Here is a 25043-nt window from a genome sequence, read left to right as displayed (position 1 = left end):
GGGCTGCCTCTCATTCCGCCGGGGCGAGTGTCATCAGCCCGCACCCGTAAGCCTTGGCCCGGCCCAGCCCCTGGGTGAGGGTGCGGCGCAGCGCCTCGGCATCGACGACCTCCAGCCGCCCGTCGAAAGTCGCGGTGACCAAGGAGACGCGGTTCTTGCCCTTCGCCTTGGCGTCTTGTCCGGGCTTGTGGAACGCCTGGCTGCGGCGGTCGTGCACGAGGAGCTCGTGCTCGTCGCCCCCGGGCAGGAGCCGCTGCTCTTCCGGCTTCTCCAGCACGCGGAAGCCGGCCGACTCTTGGCGCTGCAGCAGCCACTGGGCCTGGTGACGCGGGGTGACGTGGGCGGTGACCTTGGTGGGTTCCCCGTCTTTGCGGCGGATGCTGTGCACCGGGTTGGCGGTGAGGCGAAACGCCCACCGCTCTCCCGTGGCCAGCCGCTCCAGGAACGGGCCGTAGTCGTAGGTCTGCCAGTTCGGCTGCTCCTTCCAGCCGGCCTGCTCCACCATGTGGGTCAGGTCCGGTTTGGCGGGGCTGACGATGTAGAGGAACACTTCGGCCTTGGCGTTGCGGTCGACGCGCCACAGCACCCGCGGGGTCTCGGTGTCGGTGGGCAGTACGTCGGGGAAGGCGTTCATGACCGCCGCATGCATGGTCCGCGGCGACGACAGCAGCCGGCGCGCATCCCTGAGCACGGTGTTGATGCGGAACCGGGTGAGGTACATCAGTCGCCTCCCAGCAGGCTGGTCGGATCGTGATCGGGGGCCGCCGGGCGTCGGGCCCACGGGTTGGCGACCTCGACCGTGTGGATACGCACGCCGCGCAGGGCGTAGCGCCTATGGAGCGGATCGAAGCTCAGCGGCATATCGCGCCGACTGTCGGCGCGGGCATCACCCGGGGCCGCGTCGACGAGCGTGGTCAGGGAGGCGGTGGGCTCGGTGCGCCGTTTTCGCTGGTACCAGGCGGCCGCGTGCCACTCCTCGGCGAGGAGCGCGTCCTCGAGCCCGGCAGCGGCTCGGACCCCCAGGTCGATGGGCCGTGCCGGCGGGCAGGAGCGTCGCCCCAGATACGGCAGGTAGACCGGTGCCCGCACCGCGTCGTGGAGCCGGTCGATGAGCGCGTCGTCGCCTGCCACTGCGGCGACGAAGACGGCATCGGCCAGGTAGAACCGCTCGGAGACGGGCATGGACCGGTCCGTGTCGAGGTGGTGGGCGGTCTGGTAGTCGCGCACGCGTGTGCCGGGCTGGTCGATGCGCACTCCGAAATCCAGTGCGGTCAGATCCGACAGGTCCTCGGTGCGATCGCGCCCTTGGGCCGCCGCCAGCAGCCCGATCACTCCGCTCTTGGTCGGGGCGTTCTCGGTGGTGCGCCGGGCGAAGCGGGCCGCCGATCCCCACGCTTGCAGGGGACCGGCCAGCTGGAGCATCAGGGCACTCATGCGGTGGGGGCCGACCGCTCGGCCGTGGCGGTACCGACGGCGGTGACCAACTCGCCCAGGGGGAGCTCGGTGCCCAGGTCGGCGAGCTTGACGGTGTTGGGTCCCACCCGCAGCACCCAGGTCTCGGTGTCGTCGGCGAGGCCGTAGGCGGCCTCGACCTCTCCGACGTACTCGGCCAGGCGCTGGCTGGCTTCGCGCACGTGGCCGCTGCCCAGCGCGACCGGTTCCTCGAAGGCGCCGACGAAACTGACCGGACGCGTGCGGCGCAGCTTCACGATCACCGCGTCGGGCAGTGTGTGGTTACCGAAGGTGTTGACCTTGCCGGTGGGTAGGGACTCCACGAACCCGCGCACGAAGGCCTCCACGGCGCGGCGCAGCGGCTCGGTGACCGGCTCGTCTTCGCGCAGCCCTTCCCCTAGGTTCCTGCTCAGCAGGTCGACGTCCAGGGCCGCGTAGCGGTACAGGGTGGCGGAGTTGAACTCCACCGTGCCGATCATGCCCGCGCCGGTCTCTTCGTCGGGGTTCTCGTCGTCGACGGCGGTGTAGTAGTCGGACTCGTTCTCCACCGGGTGGACGCTGATGGCGTGGGCGACCTGGGCGGCGGCGTCGACGTTGACGTCGGCTCCGTCGGCGACCATGCGGCCGAACAGGGCGATGTCGACCGAATGCCGGGTGTCGGCGAGTTCCTTGGCGCGCTTCTTGTTGTCCTTGAGGAAGGCCTTGATGTCGGCGCGTCCCTCGACGGCGAGCTCGGCCAAGGCGTCGAGTTGGCGGGCGCTGAGGAACATCAGGTAGGCGGACTCGGGGGCCGGGTCCGGTTGGCCGTTCTTCTTGGCCGCATCCGCCTTGCGTTTGGGGACTTCGATCTTGGAGCCGGTGGCGGCCTGCACGGTTTCGGCGGCCAGGGTCCAGGCTTCGCGCTCCTCGATCGAGGTGTCGATCTTGTGGATGCGCTCGGTCAGCAACTCGGCGACCCGTTTGGTGCGTACGCCCAGTTCGCCGGCGTCGAGGAGGTCGTCGAAGGCCATGCGGGTGGCGCGCTTCCAGGCCTGGCTGGAGACGCGGGACCGGCGCGCGCCGCCGTAGACCGCAGTCTTGGGGGCGCCGGTGTCGTCGCGGTTGATGTTGCTGGGCGGCACGGTCTGGAGTACGTGCAGGTCCAGGATGGTGCGGCTCATTCGTGGTCCTCGTCGGTCTCGGGGGTGGTGTCGTCGGCGGTCGCGGAGGCGTCGGTGGGGACGGCCGCGGCGGAGGCGGCGTGGAAGGCCCGCCCCCATGCCGCGCGGACCGTGGTGCGGCCGCCGAGCTGCTGGAACCGGTGGATCCGGTCGGCCAGCAGCCCGTAGTCCAGAGCCACGGAGTCGCGGCGCAGCAGCACGACGATTTCGCGCAGCCGGTAGGCGAGGGCGGGAAGGTCGTGGGCGGTGCCGGCCTGCACGAACCGGCGGCGCACCGGTTCGTCGATGTCGCCGGGCGGCATGAGCCGTCGCACGGCGCCACCGAGGTCGCGTCCGCGCTGGTGCATGCGATCCTCGCGGCGCGACTGCTGGTGCACGCCATAGAGCGTCAGGGCGACGTGGGCGGCGTCCTCCGCGGGGTCGTGTTCGCTGCCCGGATCGGGCGCATACGGCGCGTTTTTGTAGAAGCGGTCGTCCAGCGTCAGTCCCCACAGTTCGGGGACCTCGGCGATGGTCTTGCCGGCGCCGCGCCGCAGCTGCGCGAGGGTGGCCACGGCATCGGAGCGGTCCTGCAGGTAGCCGTTCTGGATTTCGCGGACGCGTTCGTCGACGAAGGCGCCGACCCACTGTAGATCCGGGAGGTGCTTGGGGGCTGTGGTGGTCACGCGGGTTCCTTGTCTGCCGGGGCGGTCATGGGCAGCGCTTTGTTCAGGTCGGAGCGGAAACGCAGGTCGGCGCCGCCCGCCGTGAGCCAGAAAGTGGTCTGCCTGGTTTCGATTAGGCGTCCGGTCCAGGCCGCGTCGCCTGCCTGGTCGACCAGATGCCGGCCGAGCTCGCGGACGATGCGGTGGGCGCGGAGCTGCCATTCGGCGCGTTTGCCGTCGGGATCGTCGCCGGGCCGGATTCCGCCCAGCCAGTCGCGGAACGGGCCGTCGAGCTCGGCGAAACCGAGGTCGCGTGCTGCCGCGCGCGGGCCGTCGGCCTCGGCTCCGGCCGCCTGCGCCAGGCGCTGCGCGAGATCGCCCAGGACGGTCACGGCCTTGTCGGCGTCCTCGACCGCATCGACCGCGGTCTGCCCGAGCCCGTCGTCGCGCTCGTGCAGGAGGACCAGGTGCATGGCGACGCCGTCGTCGAGGATCTCGTCGATGACCGACTGCTGGGTGCCGTAGACCGCGCCGAACAGGCGGGGCCGGATGAGATGGTCGTCCTCCAGGAAGCCTTCGTTGACCAGGCGCGCGACCCAGTCGAGTATGCGCGGTCGTACGATCGCCGCGGCCTCCTGGCGTTGCTCACCGCCGGTAACCCGGCCGGTGACCAGGGCCGCCAGGCCGCGCCAGGCGCTGCGGGCGGGGTCGTGCTCGCGCGGCAGGTACACCTGGGCCAAGCTGTGCTTCTTCTCCTGGGCGGGGCTGCGCCGCCAGGCGGTCATCGGTTCGCGGTTGTGCATGTTGCGTGCCGGCAGCGGGTCGCCGTAGGCCAGCAGCGCCCCGTAGACCCCGTCGGCGTCGTAGCGGAGGCGCAGGCGGCGGCTCTGCCAGGTGTAAAGGTCGCGGACTCCCGTGGGGCGCGCGGCCAGGTCCGTGTCCCCGGCGGGGGCGGCGCCCGCGGGGTCGCGGCGCCAGGCGGGGCGGTCGTCGGCGTCGATGCGGAGGTTGTCGACGTCGGCGGCGACGAGGTTGAGCAGCAGCGTCTCCTGCAGTGTGGCGCCTTCAGCCAGCACCCCGCCGAGGTTGCCGGCCCATCCCACACCCTGGGGGTAGCCCTTGCCGTTCTTGACGCGGGGGTCGCCCACCGCGCCGGATTTGATGCCGGAGGGGTCGTAGGCGTGGGCGTGAACGACCCAACGGGCGGCCTCGGCGAAGCCGAGCCGGTCGACGCCGCGGGCCCGCATGGTGAAGAACGGGTCGCCGTTGGGCACGTCGGCCACGATCCGGTCGAGAGAGAAGACCTCGTCCTTGGCCGTGCGCAGGTCGGCGACCTGGAAGAAGGGTGCCTCGGGGTGCAGCAGGTCGAAGCGCTCGCGGTGGCGGTCCAGGTAGGCCGACAGCACCTCGGCGGGCAGCCCGTCCTCCCAGTACCGGGACCAGTCGTCGGGGTCGTCCGGCCCGTCGACGGCGTCGTGGACGATCGCTAGAACGAGCCGCACCAAGGCGAACTCCTGGGTGGGGACGTCACCGACGATCCGGCGCAGTGTCGCCGTGTGCTGGAGCAGGTCGTGCAGCGACAGTTCCTGCTCGGTGCCGTCGAGCCGCTGCACGGGGATCCACGGTTGCGTGGTCAGGTCGAAGGAGGGGCGGGCGGGTTCATTCGGCACGGTGGACCTCGAGACCGTCGGACCGGGTGTAGCGGAGTTCGAAGCCTGCCAGGCGGCTACGACATTCCTCGTCCAGGACGAGGATCAGCTCGCCGGCGAGCCAGTACGCGTCCTTGCTCTGCCAGGCGGGCACGCACTGCTCCTCGAGTTCGGCGATGGCCCGATCGAGGGTGCGTGCGTTGGAGAACTCGGGCGGCAGACGGAGGCCGCAGGCGGCCACGATGCGTGCGCTCCGGTGATCGGGAACGGTGTCGGTGGGCAGCTCCAGCCCGCCGCGGGCACGGCCCTGGCGGTCGGGGCTCAGCCAGGGCACCGTGGCCAGTCTGCCGTCGGAGCGCCGCTGCACGACCAGGACTTCGAGGGTCTCCTCGGTGTCGCGCACTTGGGCTTTTCCGCGGCGGGTGTCGTCGGCGTCGCCGACGCCGGCCTCCACCCAGCCCACCAAGGCACGGCCGGGGCGCGCCTGCGGGTTGAGCAGGAACGCGTCGGCCTTGGCGTGCTGCTCGGCCTGGTGTTTTTCGTGGTCGGCGCGCGCCTTCTCCATGGCCTCGCCCCATTCCGGAGGGCCGATCTCCTCGTCGCCGTAGGCGCGTTGTACGAGCGGGCTGATGTCCTCGGGCAGGTGCAGCGCGTTCCCGGTCCCGTCCGTCCGGGCGAGGTAAGGTTCAAGCGCGGCCGCCGACCGCAAGAGGGGATAGGTGCGGTACACGCGGCGGGAGCCGCGATCGGCCTCGGGCACAGGCGCGTCCCAGTCGACTCCGGTGATCAGGCAGCGGGCCCGGCGCAGCCGCGGCGGGCGCCCGTCCTGGTCCGCGCCGCGCCGGTGGCGGTGCAGGCGACCCATACGCTGCAGCAGCAGGTCGATCGGGGCCAGGTCGCTGACCAGCAGGTCGAAGTCTACGTCCAGGGACTGCTCGGCCACCTGGCTGGCGACCACGATCCGCCGCCGGGGCCGGGTGCCGCCGTGTTTCGCGACGTAGTCGGGGGAGCCGTATTCCGCGAGCAGCCCGGCGTCGTTGTCGGCGCGGTCCGGATCCAGGAAGCGGGCGTGGGCGACGGTGACCTGTTCGTCGCCGAAACGCTTGCGCAGATGCGCCGCGGTCTCCACGACGCGGCGCACGGTGTTGCGCACCACCAGGACGCACCCGCCGTCCTCGAGCTCGGTCTCCAGCCGCCGGGACAACCGCTCCAGGTCGTCGTCGAGGCGCTCCACGTGCACCGCGGTGCCTCGGCCGGAGGCCTCGGGCGCCGACACCCCGGGGAGGCCGCCCGGGGCGACGGCGGTGATGAGGGGGTATGCCTGTGCCGCCTGGACGCCGGCGAATCCGGTGTCGTCGTCTCGGGCTCCGGCATAGGCCTGGGCGAGCTCCCGGCGCCTGCGGGAGGGCAGCGTGGCCGAGAGCACCACGACCGGCACCCGGTAGGCGCCCAGCCAGGACAGGACCCGGTCGAGGTAGGCGTTCATGTAGGTGTCGTAGGCGTGGGCCTCGTCGATCACCACGACCTTGCCCGCCAGGGCGAGGTGGCGCAGCGCCAGATGCCGGCTCTTGAGTCCGGCGAAGAGCAGCTGGTCGATGGTGCCGACGGCGAAGGAGGACAGCATCCCCTTCTTGCGGCCGCGCAGCCAGTGGTGGGCGACCAGCTCGGCTGAGGCGGCCTGGGCGTCGGTGCGGGGCTGCCATGTGTCGGCGCCGCCGTCGCGGTCGATGCCGGCCAGGGAGCGGCGCCCGGCACGCATCAGCTCGGCGAAGTCCTCGTTGAGCGCGGCCTTGGAGTGGGCGAGGAACACGGAGTGCGCACCTGTTCCGGCGCGGGTGTCGGGCAGGTGGCCGAGCCACTCGAGCAGGCGGGGGAACATGGCGTTGCCGGTGGCCATCGTGGGCAGCGCGATGAAGCAGCCGCCGGCGCCCGAGCGGGCCGCGAAGACCTCCGCGACGGCCAGGGCGGCCTCGGTTTTGCCCTCCCCCATCGGCGCCTCGAGCACCATCAGTCCCGGTGCGGCCATGTCGCGGGCGGCGGCCACCGCGGCTTCCTGCACGGGGCGGATCCGGGCGTCGGTCGGCAGGTCGAAGCGTGCGGCGAAGTGGGCGCCGGGCTCGGCGTCGGGTTCGTCCGCGGCCCAGGGGCGCGGCAGATTCAGGCCCTGCCAGGCCGCGTCGATGCGCTCAGGGCCGCTACCGCGTTCGCCGGGGAAGTACGGGAACAACTCGGGGTTGCTGGCGATCCAGTCCGCCATGATCACCACGGCGGTCAGCAGCGCCTGCACCGGTTGCGGCAGCTTCACATCCCGCCAGGGGTTCAGGCGGCCCGGGATGCCGCAGGCCTGCGCGGCGGCGTCGAGGAGGTCGTGTTGGACGCTGCGCCAGGCGTCGTCGCTGCCGCGGGTCCGCAGCAGCGACCGGTGCCGTGTCAGCTCGTGGATCTGCGCCTGGGTCGGCGGGATGCCGTGGTGGCCGCCCACGACCACCGACAGCTGGAGCGTGGCCGGTTTGGGCCACCCGTGGCGCTCGATGAGCCACTCTTGCAGCAGCAACTGCCCGGCCAACCCGTGCGGGGCGAGGCGGCGATCGGGGATCTGCTTCTGCAGCGGCATCTCCAGACCTTCGCTGCGCATCCGGTCGGCGAGGCCTTCGACCTGGCAGGCGAAGGCCGGCGTCGCCTTGCCGATGTCGTGGACCGCGGCCAGCCACGTCGCCAGTCGGCGCGCGTCATCGGCGTCGCCGGGAAGTTCGGCCGACACCAGTCGGCGGACCTGGTCGGGAACCCATTCATCCCACAGCCGCTCCGCAACGGCGGCACTGTCGGCCATATGCCGCCACAGCGGCAACCAGCCGTCGGAGTCGTGATCGTGTTTGGCCCACACGGCACGCGCGGCTGCGGACAGCCCACCGGGCCAGGGCAGGGGGGAGCCCTCGGAGTCCATAGGAGAAGTCAACCGCATAAGACCTCCCAAGGAAGGCAGAACGGGAAAATTCGCGCTCTGACGACCCGCAAACCCGGGGGCCGGAGGAGCTATACGCCCCCGGCCCGCCCGATCCCCGCGTGCGCGGGGATAGCTCAAGCGGAGCTGCGTGGGTGGTGAGGTCTCGGGACTCAATCCCGGGTCATCCCCGCGTGCGCGGGGAGCACCAGACGCTCAAGCACCGTCTCCGGCGGCTGCTGGGACCATCCCCGCGTGCGCGGGGAGCACTTCGGCCAAGGTTTTGCCGGAAGGCTCTCATGGGGACCATCCCCGTGTGCGCGGGGAGCACACTTGATGGCAACCGTAGACGCTGCGACTGAGGGGACCATCCCCGCGTGCGCGGGGAGCACATGGCCTGTTTTCCTTCTCCCTCGGCCAGCATGGGACCATCCCCGCGTGCGCGGGGAGCACTCGAAACTGCGCTTGTCGTCTCCGCCGACCCTGGGACCATCCCCGCGTGCGCGGGGAGCACGGAAGGCACCGTCCGGTCATCCAAGACCATCTGGGACCATCCCCGCGTGCGCGGGGAGCACAGCGACGCGCTCGACCTGGCCGTCATCGACGAGGGACCATCCCCGCGTGCGCGGGGAGCACGACGACCACACCAAATCGGGCCAGTTCTCGTAGGGACCATCCCCGCGTGCGCGGGGAGCACCGCGCCGACGGCATCACCGACCACGTCGCCACGGGACCATCCCCGCGTGCGCGGGGAGCACGAGAGTCCCGCGACGGTCGACGTCCGCGACACAGGACCATCCCCGCGTGCGCGGGGAGCACCAGGCGCGCGGCAGGTCGACGAGCGCCTCGTGGGGACCATCCCCGCGTGCGCGGGGAGCACGATTCGCCGACAACCGGACCGAGTTCGCGACCAGGACCATCCCCGCGTGCGCGGGGAGCACAATTCCTCGCGCACCCACCCGCGGATCTGCTTGGGACCATCCCCGCGTGCGCGGGGAGCACGTCACCGGCATCGCCGAAGGGGCGGTGCAGGAGGGACCATCCCCGCGTGCGCGGGGAGCACACCCCGACCGCGGTGATGGTCCCCGTCGACTGGGGACCATCCCCGCGTGCGCGGGGAGCACTCAGTCCCACTCCCTGTTGTTCCAGCCGGCCGGGGACCATCCCCGCGTGCGCGGGGAGCACTGCCGTAGACGACCAGATCCACGGCGGTCGGGGGGACCATCCCCGCGTGCGCGGGGAGCACAGTGAATGACCTGCGCGTTTATCAGTTCCGAAGGCCGTTTTCCTTCACTCGCCGAAAACTCGACAAAACACTCATATAACCTCATCGGCTCCCGAAACGACGGCGCTCGGGCGCCTGGTCCTCCTTCGGCGCAGCCGCCGTGTTAACCGGATCTTCACGGATCCGCCGCAACGGGTCCCAGCGCCCGCGACCTGGCAGCACAGGGCATCGGCAGAGCCTTCGGAACCGACGCCACCGGGTGGCCCACCGCCCACCACCAGCCCCGACCCAAGGATGCCGCGGTTCCCGGCCACACCGCCCATCCCCGCGACGCGGGGGGGTGATCCTGGGCAACCTCGCACTGGCCGACGCAGAACCGGAGGTCGACGCCGTGGTGTCGGTGTGCCGCACGGGCGCCGAGGACTTCGCCGGCGTCTCCGGCGGCGATCACGTGCAGGCCTGGCTGGCCGAGACACCCGGCGCCAACGCCCAAACCATCCTACCGCTCGCTGCCACTCGCCACCGCGCCCTGACGGGCGCTACCGGGTCGTCCTCACGGTCGAACGACGGTCAAACGAGCAAGAGCCTGGCTCCCGCGCAGCGGGAACCAGGCTCTGACCTGCATAAACGTGTGGGCGTACCAGGACTTGAACCTGGGGCCTCATCCTTATCAGGGATGCGCTCTAACCGTCTGAGCTATACGCCCGCGTTCCGGCTGGAACTCTACCGCACTCGGAGGACCTGGGCGAACCCGGTCGCCGCGGCTCGGCAGGGAGGAACGACAGGCATGGCTGGCGTTCCCCTCTGCCGTCGAGTTTAGCGCGTCGTGGGGGATGCTCGGGACCGCGGCGCGGGTGGAGGGGTTACTCGGACTCGGAGAGCGTGATGTCGATTCCGCCGACCAGGTCGGCCGCGAGGTTGTAGAGCATGGCGCCGATGGTGGACAGCGACGTGATCAGGATGATGTTCAGGGCTCCGATCAGGCCGGTGTAGCCGAGGACTCGGCCGGGGGAGAACCACTCCTGCGGGTTCAGGTTGAGCTGGTCTCCCTCGCCGCCCTCGGTGAGGGATCCGATCAGGTCGGTGACCGCGTCGAAGACGCCAAGGCCGGACAGGATGCCGTAGAGCACCACCACGGCGACGAACAGGATGATGAAGCACACCAGCGAGATGACGAAGCTGAACCGCATCACCGACCACGGCTCCACGCGGCTCACCGAGAGGTGGGCCTTGCGGGTGGACTTGGCGGCCTTGACAGTGGTCGCGGGCCCGTTCGGCGCCATCATGGACACTCCCCTCTGCTCGGCCTTCGCCTTGGCGGGGGACTCGCTCGCCGTCGTGGATCCGCTGTCGGCATCGCCTGCCGATTCGGCGGCCGGCTTGGTGGCCGACTTGGTGGACGATGCCGAGCTGCTCGCCCGGCTCGACACACCCGGTTCACTCGAACTGCTCGACTTACTCGACTTGCTCGACACCCCGTCGGAAACACCACTACCCGTTTTCCGCCCCGAACCGCTGGTCGCAGAGGTAGCCGAGGTTGCGGACGTGCCCGCGGGCCGGCTCGGCGAGGTGCCGCCGGAGCCGGACGCCTTGCCGGAGGCGGATGCCGGGCTCTTCGTCGACTTGTCGGCCGAGCCGCCGCTCGTGTTCTGGCCGATTCCCGTGGACGCGCCGACGGTCGCGGATCCGGCGGCCCCGGTGGCCTTTGCGGCGGCGGACGTACCGGACGACGCCGAACCGGGGGAGGTCGAGGAACCCGGGGAAGTCGACTTGCTTCCGGTCACCGTCGTGGCGGACGTGGTCTTATCCGAAGACTCCCCAGACTTGCCGGACGCGGACTTCTCCGCCCCGGACTTCTCCGCCCCGGACTTATCGGAGCCGGACTTGCCGGTGCCTTTGTCCGAGGACGCGGAGGCCGTGGCCGAGGCAGCACCGGCGTCCTTGCCTCCCTGCGTGCCCTTCTGTGCCTTCCCGCCCTTCTCCGAAGGGCCGGAGGTAGCCGCCGACGCGCCCGCAGCGGTTCCGGTGGACGCGGAGGAGCCGGAGGCGCCGGAGCCGCTTCCCTCGGCCTCGGCCTCGGTCGGCGCGGCGCTCTCCCGGTCACCGGTCTCGGACTTCGCGGAGCCCGATGCCTCCGCCTGCTCCGATGTGGCGGAGCCGGTCTTCGCGGGACCGGACTTGTCCGGTTTTCCACCTGATTTCCCGGCGTCCGACTTGGCGGTGCCGGAACGGTTCCCCCCGGAGCTCCCCGTCCCCGGCTTCGCTGCGGAGGTCCCCGATCGCCCCGACCCGGCGCCCTTCGACGTCTCGGCCGACTTCTCCGACTTCTCCGCCGCCTGGTCCGCGTCTGCTGCCGTCGTCTCCTCGGCAGCGCGGGAATCGGCGGTATCGGCCCCCCGTTCGGCCGAAGCGGCCTGATCCGTTTCCGCCGTCGTCTCTTCTGTGCTCACAGCGCCGTCCGCCGCGGACTTCTCCGATTCGGCGGATTCCCGTTGCGTGTTGTCAGACATAGCCACGTTACCGCTGGACTTCCTTGTGACGGGGAAACAGGGTCAAGGGGGGATGGGGTCGATCCGCGGCCGGGCTCCGCATCAGGCGGACGCCGTCGCCACGGAGGCAAACTCTATGCCCGATTCGTCGGTCGGCCGAAACAGCACGCGGAGGGCGGCCGATACCGCCCCCCGCGGCGACTGTTCCATCCTGCACAGGAGTCTACGTGTGTCCGGCTGCACAGCGATCTCGCCGCCGGTGCAGCCCGATTGCGATCAGCGCCCGGGGGCTCAGGACTCCGTCTCGTCCGAGGTGTCCGTGCCTGCGGCTCCGTCCGCGCCCTCGGTCGCCGCCCCCTCGCCGGTAGGCTCCGCGCCACCGCTCGCGCCACCGCTCGCGGTGGTCTCGGCTGCCTCGGCTGTCTCCGCACCCTCGCCGCTCTCGACCTCGCCGACCTCCTCGTCGTCGGCCTCGGCGTTGCGGGCGATGGCGACCACGTGGTTGCCCTTCGCGAGGTTCATCAGCCGCACGCCCATGGTCGTCCGCCCCGAGCGCTTGATCTCGGCGGAGCGGGTGCGGATCACGCCGCCCGAGGACGTGATGGCGAAGACCTCGTCCTCCTCGGGCGACACCATCAGGGCGCCCACGAGCTTGCCGCGCGCCTCGACGATCTTGGCCGTCAGCACGCCCTTGCCTCCGCGGTTCTGCACCGGGTACTGCTCCGCCGGTGTCCGCTTGGCGTAGCCGCCCTCGGTGGCCACCAGCACGTCGCTGGGCCCGTCGGACTCGCGGACGACGTCCATGCTCAGCAGGTAGTCGTCCGCCAGGAAGCGCATCCCGATGACCCCACTCGTCGCGCGGCCCATCGGCCGCAGCGACTCGTCTGAGGCGGTGAACCGGATCGCCTGGGCGTCGCTGCTGATCAGCAGCAGATCGTCGGTGGGGAACACCAGCCGCGCGGCGATCAGCTCGTCCTCGTCGCGCAGGTTGATGGCGATGATCCCGGCCGACCGCGCGGAGTCGAAGTCCTCCAGCCGCGACTTCTTCACCAGCCCCTGCCGGGTGGCCAGCACCAGGTACGGCGCGTCGTCGTAGTCGCGCAGCGCCATGACCTGCGCGATCTCCTCATCGGGCTGGAACTCCATCAGGTTGGCCACGTGCTGGCCACGCGCGTCGCGCGCCGCCTCGGGCAGCTCGTAGGCCTTGGTGCGGTAGACGCGCCCCTTGTTCGTGAAGAACAGGATCCAGTGGTGCGTGGTGGTGACGAAGAAGTGCTGGACGATGTCGTCCTGGCGCAGCTGGGCCCCGCGCACCCCCTTGCCGCCGCGCTTCTGCGCGCGGTAGCCGTCGAGCCGAGTGCGCTTGGCGTAGCCGCCGCGCGAGATCGTGACGACAACGTCCTCCTCGGCGATGAAGTCCTCCATACGCATGTCACCCTCGAAGGGGATGATGTGCGTGCGGCGGTCGTCGCCGTACTTGTCGACGATCTCGGTCAGCTCGTCGCCGACGATGGTGCGCTGCCGCTCGGGCGAGGCGAGGATGTCGTTGTAGTCGTCGATCTGGGCCATCAGCTCGTCGTACTCGTCGGTGAGCTGCCGGCGTTCCAGCGCCGCGAGCTTGCGCAGCTGCATGTCGAGGATCGCCCGCGCCTGGACGTCGTCGATGTCCAGCAGGCTCATCAGCCCGGTCTTGGCCTCGTCCGCCGATGCGCTTCCCCGGATCAGCGCGATGACCTCGTCGATGCGGTCGATCGCCCGCAGCAGGGCGCGCAGGATGTGGGCGCGCTCCTCGGCCTTGCGCAGCAGGTAGCGCGTGCGCCGGACGATGACCTCGATCTGGTGCTCGACCCAGTACCGGATCAGCTGGTCCAGCCGCAGCGTGCGCGGCACGCCGTCGACCAGCGCCAGCATGTTCGCCCCGAAGGTCTCCTGCAGCTGGGTGTGCTTGTACAGGTTGTTCAGCACGACCTTGGCCACGGCGTCGCGCTTGAGCACGATGACCAGGCGCTGACCGGTGCGGCCGCTGCTCTCGTCCTTGACGTCGGCGATGCCGGAGACCTTGCCGTCCTTGACCAGTTCGGCGATCTTCAGCGCCAGGTTGTCCGGGTTCACCTGGTAGGGCAGTTCGGTGACGACGAGGGTCTGCCGGCCGCGGCTGTCCTCCTCGACCTCCACGACCGCCCGCATGGTGATCGAGCCCCGCCCCGTGCGGTAGGCCTCCTCGATACCGCGGCGGCCCACGATGAGGCCGTTGGTGGGGAAGTCGGGCCCCTTGATCCGGGCGAGCAGTGCGTCCAGCAGGGCTTCGTCGGTGGCCTCCGGGTTGGCCAGGAACCACTTGACGCCGTCGGCGACCTCGCGCAGGTTGTGCGGCGGGATGTTGGTGGCCATGCCGACCGCGATACCGGCCGAGCCGTTGACCAGCAGATTGGGGAAGCGGGCGGGCAGCACGACGGGCTCTTGGGAGCGGCCGTCGTAGTTGGGCCGGAAGTCGACGGTCTCCTTGTCGATGTCCCGCAGCATCTCCATGGCCAGCGGCGCGAGTTTGCACTCGGTGTAGCGCATGGCCGCGGCCGGGTCGTTGCCGGCGTTGCCGAAGTTGCCGTTGCCGTCGACGAGCGGCATCCGCATCGACCACGACTGCGCGAGCCGCACCAGGGTGTCGTAGATGGCGCTGTCGCCGTGCGGGTGGTAGTTGCCCATGACGTCGCCGACGACGCGGGCGCATTTGAAGTAGCCGCGGTCGGGCCGGTACCCGCCGTCGTACATCGCGTAGAGCACCCGCTGGTGGACGGGCTTCAGGCCGTCGCGGACGTCGGGCAGCGCGCGCCCGACAATGACCGACATCGCGTAGTCGAGGTAGCTGCGCTGCATCTCGACCTGGATGTCAACGGGCTCGACGCGCTGGCCGGGGCCTTCGGCCTCTTCAGGAGCTTCCGGTGTGTTCGCATCCGCCACTGGATGTCGATCCTTTTCTGATGAGTCGTTCGCTGCCGTCGGATGTGCGGGCGTCAGATGTCCAGGAAGCGGACATCCCGGGCGTTGCGCTGGATGAAGGAGCGCCGGGACTCCACGTCCTCACCCATGAGCACGCTGAACATCTCGTCGGCCTGTGCCGCGTCGTCGAGAGTCACCTGGAGCAGGACGCGCCCGTCGGGGTCCATCGTGGTGTCCCACAGCTCGGTGGCGTTCATCTCGCCCAGGCCCTTGAAGCGCTGCACGAGGTCGCGCGGCCGGGGGTCGCGCTTGCCCGCTGCGACGCCCGCGGCGATCAGCTCGTCGCGCTCGCGGTCGGAGTAGGCGTAGTCGGCGTCGGAGCCGCGGCTGTCCCACTTGATCTTGTACAGCGGCGGCTGGGCCAGGTAGACGTAGCCGGCCTCGATCAGCGGCTTCATGAACCGGAACAGCAGCGTGAGCAGCAGTGTGCGAATGTGCTGGCCGTCGATGTCGGCGTCGGCCATCAGGATGATCTTGTGGTACCGCAGCTTGTCGGCGTCGAAGTCGTCGTGGATTCCGGTGCCCAGAGCCGTGATGATCGCCTGGACCTCGGCGTTCTTCAGGATCCGGTCGACGCGCGACTTCTCCACGTTGAGGATCTTGCCGCGGATGGGCAGGATCGCCTGGTAGTGGGGGTCGCGCCCGCCCTTGGCGGAGCCGCCGGCGGAGTCGCCCTCGACGATGTAGACCTCGGACTTCTCCGGCTCGGTGGACTGGCAGTCGGAGAGCTTGCCGGGCAGGGAGGTGGACTCCAGCAGGGTCTTGCGCCGCGTGAGGTCGCGCGCCTGCCGCGCGGCGATGCGGGCGCGCGCCGCCTGGCTGGCCTTCGTGACGATGTCCTTGGCCTCGCCCGGATTGCGCTCGAACCAGTCGCGCAGGTGCTCGTGGGTCACCCGCTGGACGAACGACTTGGCTTCGGTGTTTCCCAGCTTCGTCTTGGTCTGCCCCTCGAACTGGGGGTCGGCCAGCTTCACCGAGATGATCGCGGTCAGGCCCTCGCGGATGTCGTCGCCGGTGAGATTGTCGTCCTTCTCACGCAGCAGGCGCTGCTCGCGCGCGTAGCGGTTGACGACAGAGGTGAGCGCGGTGCGGAAGCCCTCTTCGTGGGTGCCGCCTTCGGCGGTGTTGATGGTGTTGGCGAAGGTGTGCACCGAGGAGGTGTAGGACTGGTTCCACTGCATGGCGATCTCGGCGGAGAGGCCGTCGCCGTCTTCCTCGAACCCGATGATCGTGGCGTGGGCGGGGTCCTTCGTCGTGTTGATGTGCGCGACGAAGTCGGAGATGCCGTTCTCGTAGTGGTAGGTGTGCACCAGCGGTGTCTCGCCGGTGAACTCCGGCCGCTCGTCGCGGATGGTGATGGACAGTCCCCTGTTCAGGAACGCCATCTCCTGCATGCGCCGTGCGAGGGTCTCGAAGTTGTAGGTGGTGGTCTCGAAGATCGAGTCGTCGGCCCAGAAGACGGTCTGGGTACCGGTCTCGTCGGTGTCCTCGTCGCGTGACAGGGGTGCTGTCGGGCGCGCGGTGCGGTAGCTCTGCCGCCATACGCTGCCGTCGCGGCTGATCTCGACTTCGAGGGCGGACGAGAGCGCGTTGACGACCGTCACACCGACACCGTGCAGACCGCCCGATACCGCGTAGGACTTGCCGTCGAACTTGCCGCCCGCATGCAGCGTGGTGTGGATGACCTCCACCGCTGGACGTTTCTCGACCGGGTGGGTGTCGACCGGCATGCCGCGGCCGTTGTCGGCCACGCGCACACCGCCGTCGGCCTGCAGGGTCACCTCGATGGCGCTGGCGTATCCCGCGAGCGCCTCGTCGACCGAGTTGTCCACGACCTCGTAGACCAGGTGGTGGAGTCCGCGCTCACCGGTCGACCCGATGTACATGCCGGGGCGTTTGCGTACCGCCTCGAGCCCTTCAAGAATCGTGATCGCTGAAGCGTCGTAGGCCAAGTGGAAACACCCTCCTGCTGGGGACGCGTACCGTCCGGAGCCCCCGGGGCATGGGGAGGTCCACCGGGCCGTGCCGCACGCAGCGCGGGCCTGTACCGCCGGCACAGCTCCCGCCTGGACATCGCGATCCCCGCCCCGTTTTCCACCGCCCTCTCCTCTTGGGGCGGGCTATACCGGAGGAAGCGTCCGAAGAACTTCTCCCATGATACCGCGCGCGCGGCCGGAAAGTGGCATTCGCGGCGCTGTGCCGCCCGAGAACGCGTGAACAGACCGGGGCCGGACTCCCTACACGCGGACACCCCCGCGAACAATTCCCCGCGCCGTTCAGCGCCGCTGAGCGGCACCCCGACTTTCAAGCCCGGTCCAACCGCGCGTGATCAGCGGGTGACCCATGGGTCAACTCACCCGCCGCGGCCCGTGTCCGCGCCCGCGCCCGGGCGCCTGGACCTTGATGGAGACCACGGTCTGGTGGCCGAGTTCCTCGTTGAGGCGCCGCAGCAGGTCGCGCACCATCGCGCGGGCGTGCGCGGCCATCGTGGCCGAGTCCGCGGCGATGACCAGCTCGCCCGCCTCATAGGAGACGGGACGCAGATGCTGAGCGTTGTACTCGCCCACGATCTCGTTCCAGCGGCCGAAGACTCCGCCGACCGCCACCTGCTCCTGCCAGCCGTGCTCGGCCAGCCACGCGCGCACGGCGTCGCCGAACAGCTGCGGTTCGTTGCGCGACCGCGAGGTCCGGCGGCGCGTCCGCCGCGGACGCTGCTCGGGCGCTGCGCCGCGCTCGCGGGCGGCCGCCTTCGCCTGAGCGAGCGCCTGGCGGGCGAGGTCGGCGCCGGTGGGCGCCGGCGGGCCGTCGTCGGTCGGGGAGGCGGACGACGAGGGACCCCGGGTGTCCTCACTCACGTTCGACACCTCCTTCGACGACACGGAAGCGTGCGCCCTGCAGCTCCGGGGGGATGTCCTCGGCCACGGCGGCGCTGACGAGCACCTGCTCGGCGTGGCGGACGTGCTCGGCGAGGCGCCGGCGGCGCTCGGAATCGAGTTCGGCGAAAACGTCGTCGAGCAGGAGCACGGGGTCGTCGCCGTCGGCCCGCAGCAGCTCGAAGCCGGCCAGGCGCAGCGCCAGGGCGTAAGACCAGGACTCGCCCTGGCTGGCGTAGCCCTTGGCCGGCAGCTCGTCCAGCCGCAGGTGGAGATCGTCGCGGTGCGGACCGACGAGGCTGACGCCGCGCTGCAACTCCTGAACGCGCTGCTCGGCCAGCGCATCGCGGAGAAGTTGCGCCAGCCGGTCGCGGTCGGGAGGCGGCTGCTCGTCGGGGCCGGCGGCCGAGGAGCGGTATTGCAGCACCGGCGGCCCGCCGACGGTCGTCAGTTCGCTGTAGGACTTGGCCACCAGCGGCTGCAGCTCCGCCACCAGGCTCAACCGCGCCGCCAGCAGTTCCGCCCCGGCCACGGCCAGATGCTCGTCCCAGACCTCCAGCGTGGAAAGGTCGGGCTCGGCGCGCTTGAAGAACTGCGCCGACGCGGACTTGAGCAGTGCGTTGCGCTGTTTGAGGACACGCTCGTAGTCGGTCCGGACTGCGGCCAGCCGCGGGGTCCGGGCGACCAGCAGGTCGTCGAGGAAGCGGCGCCGCTCGCCCGGATCGCCCTTGACCAGCGCGAGGTCCTCCGGCGCGAACAGCACCGTGCGCAGCACGCCCAGCACCTCGCGGGGGCGGGTGGCGGGCGCCCGGTTCAGCCGGGCCCGGTTCGCCTTGCCGGGGTTGATCTCCAGTTCGACGACGGCCTGCCGTTCGTCCTTGACGATGGCCGCGCGCACGACCGCGCGCTGCGCGCCCTGCCGGACCAGCGGTGAGTCCGTGGCGACACGGTGACTGCCCAGCGAGGCGACGTAGCCGATGGCCTCGACGAGATTCGTCTTGCCCTGGCCATTGGGTCCGACGAAGGTGCTGATCCCGGGGCCGAGCTCCAAGTGGACCGACTCGTAGGACCGATAGTCGGCCAGTTGCAGGTGTGAAACGTACATCCGACCTCTCCTGCCTGGTGCCCTGGGGCGCCCCCGGCCGAGGGGGATTCCTACGCCCGCGGTTTCACGTGAAACCCGCCCGCGGAACCGGGCCGAAGCCGGCGGAGCGAAGCCGACCGACCGCACATCCCGACAACTCCAGTCAACCGTGCCCCGGTGACCGAATACGGCGCTCCGCGGCAGGCGCACCTGCTTCTCGGGCGCCCGGGGAAGGGATCAGCTCGGCGGCGTCTGCACCGAATCGTCGTCGGTGGACCTGGTGACCGCGTGCCCGCCGAACTGGTTGCGCAGGGCGGCGATCACCTTCATCGCCGGGCTGTCCTCCTGGCGCGAGGCGAAACGGGCGAACAGCGAAGCGGAGATGGCCGGGGCGGGTACCGCGTGGTCGACGGCGGCCTGCACCGTCCACCGCCCCTCGCCGGAGTCTTCGGCGTAACCGCGGATGCCGTCGAGCTCGGGATCCTCGCGCAGCGCGCGCACCAGCAGATCGAGCAGCCAGGAGCGCACCACGGTGCCCTCCCGCCAGCTGTCGAAGGTGCCGGGGACGTCGTCGACGATGTCGGAGGCCGCCAGGAGCTCGTAGCCCTCCGCGAAAGCCTGCATCATGCCGTACTCGATGCCGTTGTGCACCATCTTGACGAAGTGCCCGGCCCCGACGCCGCCGGCGTGCACGTAGCCGCCGTCGTCCGGGGTCAGCGCCGTGAACACCGGCTCGGCACGTGCGACGTCCTCGGGCGCGCCGCCGACCATGATGCCGTAACCCTCTTCACGGCCCCACACGCCGCCGCTGACGCCGGCGTCGACGTAGGCGATACCGCGCTCACGCAGCTCGTCGGCGCGCCGGCGGTCGTCGACGTAGTGGGAGTTGCCGCCTTCGACGATCAGGTCGCCGCTCTCCAGCACGTCGGCGAGCTGGTTGATCGTCTGCAGGGTGGGCGCACCGGCGGGCACCATCAGCCAGACGGTGCGCGGAGCCGGAAGCCGCTGCGCGAGCTCGGCCAGGCTCGCGACGTCGCGCACTTCGGGGTCGAAGTCGAAGCCGACGACGTCGTGGCCCTTGTCACGCAGGCGGCCGGCCATGTTGCCGCCCATCTTGCCCAGACCGACCATCCCTAGCTGCATGCTCGTCTTCCCCCAATGCGACCCGTGTCGGAATGTGCGATGCGCTGCTGTCGCGGGCTCAACCGGACAGCCGGACCGGCATGATCAGGTACCGGTAGTCCGCGGTCGCGTCCTCGTCGGCGGGCTTGCCGGTGATGATGGCCGGCTTGGTGGACGTCGTGAACTGCAGCCGGGCCACGTCGGAGTCGATGGCCGAGAGGCCGTCGAGCAGGAATGCGGAGTTGAAGGCGATCTCGATCTCGTCGCCGTCCAGGGACGCGTCCAGGGCCTCCACAGCCTGTGCCTCGTCGCCGGTTCCGGCCTCCAGGACGGCGCGGTCCTCGCTGAAGGACAGCCGCAGCGGCGTGTTGCGCTCGGCGACCAGCGAGACACGCTTGACGGCCTCGATGAACTCGCTTCGCTGGATCTCGGCGACGGAGTTGAACGAGTCGGGCAGCAGGGCGCGGTACTTGGGGAACTCCCCGTCGAGCAGCCGGGTGGTGGTGCGGCGGCCGCCGCCTTCGAAGCCGATCATGCCTTCGCCGTTGTCGGCGTTGGACAGCGCGATGGAGACCTCGGCGCCGCCGGTGAGCGACTTGGCGGTGTCGGCGAGGGTCTTGGCGGGGACCAGGGCGACCGCGGAGACGTCGGGGTTCTCGGGCTTCCAGGCGATCTCGCGCACCGCGAGGCGGTAGCGGTCGGTGGAGGCCAGCGTGACGGTGTCGCCCTCGATCTCGACCCGGACGCCGGTCAGCATCGGCAGCGTGTCGTCGCGTCCGGCGGCGACCGCGACCTGCCCGACGGCCGCGGCGAAGGCGTCGCTGCCCACCGAGCCGGTCAGCTCGGGCATCGCCGGCAGCGAGGGGTAGTCCTCCACAGGAAGGGTCAGCAGGGTGAACTTCGCGCTGCCGCAGGAGACGACGACCTTGGCGCCGTCGGTGCTGATCTCCACAATCTGTGGAGGCAGGTTCCGGGTGATCTCGGCGAGCAGGCGGCCCGACACCAGGGTGGTCCCCGACTCCTCGACGTCGATGTCGACCGACACCTGCGCCGAGACCTCGTAGTCGAAGCTGGAGAGCCTCAGTCGGCCGCCCTCGTCGTCGGTCGCGTCCAGCAGCATGCCCGCGAGCACCGGCACCGACGGCCGGGACGGCAGGCTGCGGGCGGTCCAGGCGACGGCGTCGGCCAGTACGTCGCGTTCGACCCGGAACTTCACTATCCGACTCGCTTTCCTCGAAAAGACCAGGGGCCCCTGGGGGCGGTGTCGCGGCGGTGACGCCGGACGCGTCATGGGGACAGCTTCACACGGTACCCGGATTCGGCCCCGTCCGCTGCCCACCACACCCGATCGCCGTCGGCGTCCGGCGCCTGCCCCAGCGGACGGCGAGGGGCGGAGCGGGTTGTCCACAGTTCGGGGCCGAAGCTGATTTACCAAGGCACGAGAGAGATATAGGTGGCGTCGTAGTAGTAGGGGCTGTGGAAACTGTGGACAACCCTTGTTTTCGCAGGTGAGTCCCGCGATTTTTATCCACCGGCCTTGTGGGCGACGCCTGGGGAAAACTCGGCCCGCTGTGGACGGCCGTGGGCTGTGCACAGCCGGTCCACGAGTTATCCACGGCTGATCCACAGGTTATCCACCGGATACCCACAGGCGCTGGGGAAGCCGAGTCAACCCCTGTTGCCCAGCGGGCACAGCTTGTCCCCAGCCCGTCCCCAAGTTGTCCACCGGAACCGGCGGGTTATCCGCAGGCTTATCCACGGGTTTTCCACAGACAATCGGGACACCTTGGGGATAACTCGGGTGAGAGCGCCGCGAAATCGGCCTGGAAATTTTTCGCGCGGTCCGGCTTCGGGGTCCGGGAAGGCTGCGAGGGCGGCGGCGGCCCGCCCGACGGGGCGGCTCGGGTTGGCTGTGCGGCCTTGTTGGTCTGCCGGGAGCGGGTGGACTTGACTGAAAAGCGGCGGCGAGGACGGCGCCGGGTCCGGCCCGCGGTCGTCGGTTCGGGTGCTCGCTGGTGGCGGTTGCAGCGGGGCGGCCCCGGTCCGCTGGGCGGCCTGGTTGGTCTGCCGGGAGCGGGTGGACTTGACTGAAAAGCGGCGGCGAGGACGGCGCCGGGTCCGGCCCGCGGTCGTCGGTTCGGGTGCTCGCTGGTGGCGGTTGCAGCGGGGCGGCCCCGGTCCGCTGGGCGGCCTGGTTGGTCTGCCGGGATGCGGGCGGTCTTACGGGAAGGCGGCGGCGGGGACGGCGGACGGCCGGGCCTGCGGTTACCGGTTCGCGTGCTCGCCGGTGGCGCGTGCGGCGGGGGCGGCGAGGACGCCGGCGGGGCCGGGAGGTGCTCGCGTGCCCGTTGTGTCGCAGGGCGGCGCGGCGATCGTGGCCGTATGACGAGATCCGGCGGCGTTCTTTGGGAATTCGGCCGCGATCGCCACGACCTCCGCGGCCGACTCCGGCACGTCGGACATAGCGGGCGCGGGATCGACAGGCGCCGCCGCCGTGTTCCGGCCGGGCCCGCGCAGGCCGGAGGCCCCGCGCGGCCCGGTGGTGCGCCGGATCGGGGATCGAGGGCGACGACACGTCGCTCGTTGCGCCCGGGCGTCGCCGGCGGGAGCCCCACCGCCCGATGGAGTGGATTTTTGGGGCCCTATGCCCGTTTTGCGGCTGGCCTCGGCGGGCGCGCTGGTCACGAGGCGCACGAAAGGTTGACGCCGGGGGCGTTTTCGCGCCATTCGGCGCGCTTCGTGCGCCATCGCCGCCGCGGTGCGGGTGCGGGCCCTACTGGGAACTCGGGCGTTGACGGACAAAACACCCCGTGATGTTTCGTATCGCGGAATGACGTTGCGGGGGTGGCGCCTCGGGGCGGCGCCGAGGCGGATACCGCCGCACGTACGTGCATCTCGTGGCCCCCATCCGGCCATGATCGCTGGTGGGAGCCCCGCATCAGGCCCGCCCGACGAGCGGGCGGCGCCCCCTGGGGCTCGACCGCCCGCGGTCGGGGCCGGTGACCGCCGTCGCGACCACCGCGGGCCCGGCCCCGCCGGCGTCCTCGCCGACCCCGTCGCGTGGGTCACCGGCGGGCACCCGAACCGGTGGGCGCGGGCCCGGCCATCCGCCGTCCTCGGCGCCGCTTTTCAGTCAAGTCCACCCGCTCCCGGCAGACCAACAAGGCCGCCCAGCGGACCCGAGCCGCCCCTCCGCCAGCCGCCGGCGGCGGGAACCCGGCCCGATGGGCGCGGGCCCGACCCCGTGCCTCCCTCGCCGCCCTTCCATTGTGCAGCCGTGCAGCCCACCCGCCCTCAGCGGACGCGCTCAGCCGTCGCGGGACTGCTGCTTGATCCGGTTGGTCAACTCGGTGACCTGGTTGTAGATGGAGCGGCGCTCGGCCATCAGCGAGCGGATCTTGCGGTCGGCGTGCATCACCGTGGTGTGGTCGCGGCCGAACTGCTGGCCGATCTTGGGCAGCGAAAGGTCTGTCAGTTCGCGGCACAGGTACATCGCGATCTGCCGGGCGGTGACCAGGACGCGGGAGCGCGATGTACCGCACAGGTCCTCGGTGCTCAGTCCGAAGTAGGACGCCGTCTGGGCCATGATCGCCGAGGCGGTGATCTCCGGGCCCTCGTCGTCGGGAATCAGGTCCTTCAAGACGATCCCGGTCAGGTGCAGGTCCACCGACTGCCGGTTCAGGCTCGCGAAGGCGGTGACCCGGATCAGCGCGCCTTCCAGTTCGCGGATGTTGGTGGAGATCTTGCTGGCGATGAACTCCAGCACCTCCGGTGGCGCGGCAAGCCCCTCCTGGGCGGCCTTCTTGCGCAGGATCGCGATGCGGGTCTCCAGCTCCGGCGGTTGGACGTCGGTGATCAACCCCCACTCGAACCGGTTGCGCAGCCGGTCCTCCAGGGTGACCAGCTGCTTGGGCGGGCGGTCGCTGGAGATCACGATCTGCTTGTTGGAGTTGTGCAGCGTGTTGAAGGTGTGGAAGAACTCCTCCTGCGTCTGCTCCTTGTTCTCCAGGAACTGGATGTCGTCGACCAGGAGGACGTCGATGTCGCGGTAGGTCCGCCGGAAGCCGTCTGCCTTGCCGTCGCGGATGGAGTTGATGAACTCGTTGGTGAACTCCTCCGAGCTGACATAGCGCACCCGGGCGCCGTCGTAGAGCCGCCGGGAGTAGTGGCCGATGGCGTGCAGCAGGTGGGTTTTCCCCAGGCCCGACCCGCCGTAGATGAACAGCGGGTTGTACGCCTTCGCCGGTGCTTCGGCCACCGCCACCGCGGCCGCGTGGGCGAAGCGGTTGCTGGACCCGATCACAAAGGTGTCGAAGGTGTACTTCGGGTTCAGCCGCGCGGGCTCGGCCGAGGTGTGCGGCTGGTTGCCGCCGGAGGTGTCGGGCGCGGCGGGAACCGGCGGCGGGGGAGTGGCGCCCTGCGCCTCCTCGGTGTCCGGTGCCTGTGGACCGCCGGTGGCTGTGTTCCCCTCTTCCGCGGGCCGAGGCGCGGCGGCGCCCTGCTCCCACCGGCCCTGTTCCCACTGGGAGGCGGACTGCTCCTGCGGGGCGGGCTGTTGCTGCCAGGACGCCGGAGACTCCCGGTCGGGGGTCTCCCAACGGTTCGGCACGTCCCAGTCGGCGCCCTGCCGCGCCCGCTGGGCGGGCGCGCCGTCCGGGGGGCCGCCGGAATAGGAGGACGACGCCGGGTGTGGGGGAGACTCGGCGCCTCCGGGCGCGGGGCGCGGGGCGAGCAGGTCGTCACCGACGTCGGGATAGCCGGTGGCCGGGTCCGGCCACGGCTGGGCGTGCGGCGGCTCGGGGGCGGGATAGGCATCGGAGCCGGGCTGCTGCTGGAAATGCTGGTCGGGTCGGGCGTGCTGACCGTACGACGCGGCGGCTGCGTGGTGCCCCTGCTGGCCGGGCTGCCCGCCGTAGGCTCCCTGGCCGGGCTGGCTCTGGGCGCCCTGCTGGCCGGGCTGGCCGAACTGGCCGTCGGGGACCTCCTCGGTGGCCGCCGGCGGGCCGGGCAGGTCTTCGGAGACCACGGGCGGTTGCTGCCACGGAGCCGGTCCGGCGGCGGACGCGGGCGGACCGGCCGCGGGGTCGGGTGCGGACGGGCCGTAGCCCCCCGCGGGCGGGGCCGCCGGCGGGGCGGGCTGCACCGCGGTGGGGTCGACGGTCACCGCGACCCGTATCTCGCGGCCCAGCTCGCTGGAGAGGGCCTGGCTGATCGCCGGGCGCAGCCGGGTCTCCAGCACCTCCTTGGCGAACTCGTTGGGGGCTGCGAGCAATGCGGTGTCCTCGATCAGCCCGAGCGGGCGGGTCTGGGGCAGCCAGGCCCGCTGCTGCGGGGGGAGCGCGCTGTTGTCGAGGCTGTTCAGCACACTCGACCACACCATTGCGAGGTTGACCTGTGCCTCAGACAC

15 protein-coding genes, 1 tRNA gene and 1 CRISPR repeat array are annotated in these 25043 nt (G+C 70.8%); of the genes, 1 reads left to right on the top strand and 15 read right to left on the bottom strand.

What is annotated here, in order from left to right:
• Positions 1-10: 10 nt before the first annotated feature.
• The 8 genes from cas6e to EKD16_RS25915 form a co-directional block, all read right to left on the bottom strand.
• Positions 11-721 (bottom strand): type I-E CRISPR-associated protein Cas6/Cse3/CasE, encoded by a 711-nt coding sequence (gene cas6e / locus EKD16_RS00075; RefSeq protein WP_131096489.1) that lies wholly within the window; start codon positions 719-721, stop codon positions 11-13.
• Positions 721-1434: a type I-E CRISPR-associated protein Cas5/CasD gene (gene cas5e / locus EKD16_RS00070; RefSeq protein WP_131096488.1), complete on the bottom strand. Its 714-nt coding sequence runs from the start codon at positions 1432-1434 to the stop codon at positions 721-723. Before cas5e ends, cas6e begins: the two co-directional genes overlap by 1 nt.
• Complete coding sequence (gene cas7e, locus EKD16_RS00065) at positions 1431-2612, bottom strand: type I-E CRISPR-associated protein Cas7/Cse4/CasC (RefSeq protein ID WP_131096487.1); 1182 nt, start codon at positions 2610-2612, stop codon at positions 1431-1433. Before cas7e ends, cas5e begins: the two co-directional genes overlap by 4 nt.
• Positions 2609-3277, bottom strand: coding sequence for a type I-E CRISPR-associated protein Cse2/CasB (casB, locus tag EKD16_RS00060; protein WP_131096486.1), 669 nt, complete (start codon positions 3275-3277; stop codon positions 2609-2611). The genes cas7e and casB overlap by 4 nt, the downstream gene beginning before the upstream one ends.
• Positions 3274-4926 carry a type I-E CRISPR-associated protein Cse1/CasA gene (gene casA, locus EKD16_RS00055; protein ID WP_131096485.1) on the bottom strand — a complete coding sequence of 551 codons (1653 nt, stop codon included), beginning with the start codon at positions 4924-4926 and terminating at the stop codon, positions 3274-3276. Before casA ends, casB begins: the two co-directional genes overlap by 4 nt.
• The gene (cas3, locus tag EKD16_RS00050; RefSeq protein ID WP_131096484.1) at positions 4916-7849 is read right to left on the bottom strand and encodes a CRISPR-associated helicase Cas3'; all 2934 of its coding nucleotides are present in this window, start codon (positions 7847-7849) and stop codon (positions 4916-4918) included. The genes casA and cas3 overlap by 11 nt, the downstream gene beginning before the upstream one ends.
• Positions 7850-8026: 177 nt before the next feature.
• Positions 8027-9092: a CRISPR direct-repeat array (repeat unit 29 nt; unit sequence GGGACCATCCCCGCGTGCGCGGGGAGCAC).
• A gap of 611 nt (positions 9093-9703) precedes the next feature.
• Positions 9704-9777, bottom strand: a tRNA-Ile gene (locus tag EKD16_RS00045).
• Between the two features lie 157 nt (positions 9778-9934).
• Positions 9935-10357, bottom strand: coding sequence for a DUF3566 domain-containing protein (locus EKD16_RS25915; RefSeq protein WP_242677158.1), 423 nt, complete (start codon positions 10355-10357; stop codon positions 9935-9937).
• Positions 10358-10409: 52 nt separating this feature from the next.
• Here EKD16_RS25915 and EKD16_RS25910 point away from each other — a divergent pair, with 52 nt between their 5' ends.
• Positions 10410-11489 carry a hypothetical protein gene (locus EKD16_RS25910; RefSeq protein ID WP_242677157.1) on the top strand — a complete coding sequence of 360 codons (1080 nt, stop codon included), beginning with the start codon at positions 10410-10412 and terminating at the stop codon, positions 11487-11489.
• Positions 11490-11851: 362 nt separating this feature from the next.
• On the opposite strand, the gene gyrA is transcribed toward EKD16_RS25910, so the two are convergent.
• The 7 genes from gyrA to dnaA all read right to left on the bottom strand — a co-directional run bounded on the left by gyrA (position 11852) and on the right by dnaA (position 25043).
• Positions 11852-14518, bottom strand: a complete 2667-nt coding sequence (gyrA, locus tag EKD16_RS00035; protein ID WP_131096482.1) for a DNA gyrase subunit A — start codon at positions 14516-14518, stop codon at positions 11852-11854.
• 53 nt (positions 14519-14571) lie between these two features.
• On the bottom strand, positions 14572-16509 hold the full coding sequence (gene gyrB, locus EKD16_RS00030; RefSeq protein WP_131096481.1) for a DNA topoisomerase (ATP-hydrolyzing) subunit B: 1938 nt from the start codon (positions 16507-16509) through the stop codon (positions 14572-14574).
• A gap of 396 nt (positions 16510-16905) precedes the next feature.
• Positions 16906-17412: a DUF721 domain-containing protein gene (locus EKD16_RS00025; RefSeq protein WP_131096480.1), complete on the bottom strand. Its 507-nt coding sequence runs from the start codon at positions 17410-17412 to the stop codon at positions 16906-16908.
• Positions 17405-18535 carry a DNA replication/repair protein RecF gene (recF, locus tag EKD16_RS00020; RefSeq protein WP_131096479.1) on the bottom strand — a complete coding sequence of 377 codons (1131 nt, stop codon included), beginning with the start codon at positions 18533-18535 and terminating at the stop codon, positions 17405-17407. The genes EKD16_RS00025 and recF overlap by 8 nt, the downstream gene beginning before the upstream one ends.
• 216 nt (positions 18536-18751) lie before the next feature.
• On the bottom strand, positions 18752-19657 hold the full coding sequence (gnd, locus tag EKD16_RS00015; protein ID WP_131096478.1) for a phosphogluconate dehydrogenase (NAD(+)-dependent, decarboxylating): 906 nt from the start codon (positions 19655-19657) through the stop codon (positions 18752-18754).
• A gap of 58 nt (positions 19658-19715) precedes the next feature.
• Positions 19716-20852 carry a DNA polymerase III subunit beta gene (gene dnaN / locus EKD16_RS00010; protein ID WP_131096477.1) on the bottom strand — a complete coding sequence of 379 codons (1137 nt, stop codon included), beginning with the start codon at positions 20850-20852 and terminating at the stop codon, positions 19716-19718.
• A 2091-nt stretch (positions 20853-22943) separates the two neighbouring features.
• Positions 22944-25043: a chromosomal replication initiator protein DnaA gene (gene dnaA, locus EKD16_RS00005; protein WP_131096476.1), complete on the bottom strand. Its 2100-nt coding sequence runs from the start codon at positions 25041-25043 to the stop codon at positions 22944-22946.

The organism is Streptomonospora litoralis (assembly GCF_004323735.1).
Classification (GTDB): Bacteria; Actinomycetota; Actinomycetes; order Streptosporangiales; family Streptosporangiaceae; genus Streptomonospora; species Streptomonospora litoralis.
Note: the sequence above shows the minus strand (reverse complement) of the source record. Positions and strands in the feature narration are given on the sequence as shown.

Bases quoted from the DNA above. Each gene is read 5' to 3' on its own strand.
- cas6e (WP_131096489.1), bottom strand. From the start codon at position 721: ATGTACCTCACCCGGTTCCGCATCAACACCGTGCTCAGGGATGCGCGC.
- cas5e (WP_131096488.1), bottom strand. From the start codon at position 1,434: ATGAGTGCCCTGATGCTCCAGCTGGCCGGTCCCCTGCAAGCGTGGGGA.
- cas7e (WP_131096487.1), bottom strand. From the start codon at position 2,612: ATGAGCCGCACCATCCTGGACCTGCACGTACTCCAGACCGTGCCGCCC.
- cas3 (WP_131096484.1), bottom strand. From the start codon at position 7,849: ATGGACTCCGAGGGCTCCCCCCTGCCCTGGCCCGGTGGGCTGTCCGCA.
- EKD16_RS25915 (WP_242677158.1), bottom strand. From the start codon at position 10,357: ATGATGGCGCCGAACGGGCCCGCGACCACTGTCAAGGCCGCCAAGTCC.
- recF (WP_131096479.1), bottom strand. From the start codon at position 18,535: ATGTACGTTTCACACCTGCAACTGGCCGACTATCGGTCCTACGAGTCG.
- gnd (WP_131096478.1), bottom strand. From the start codon at position 19,657: ATGCAGCTAGGGATGGTCGGTCTGGGCAAGATGGGCGGCAACATGGCC.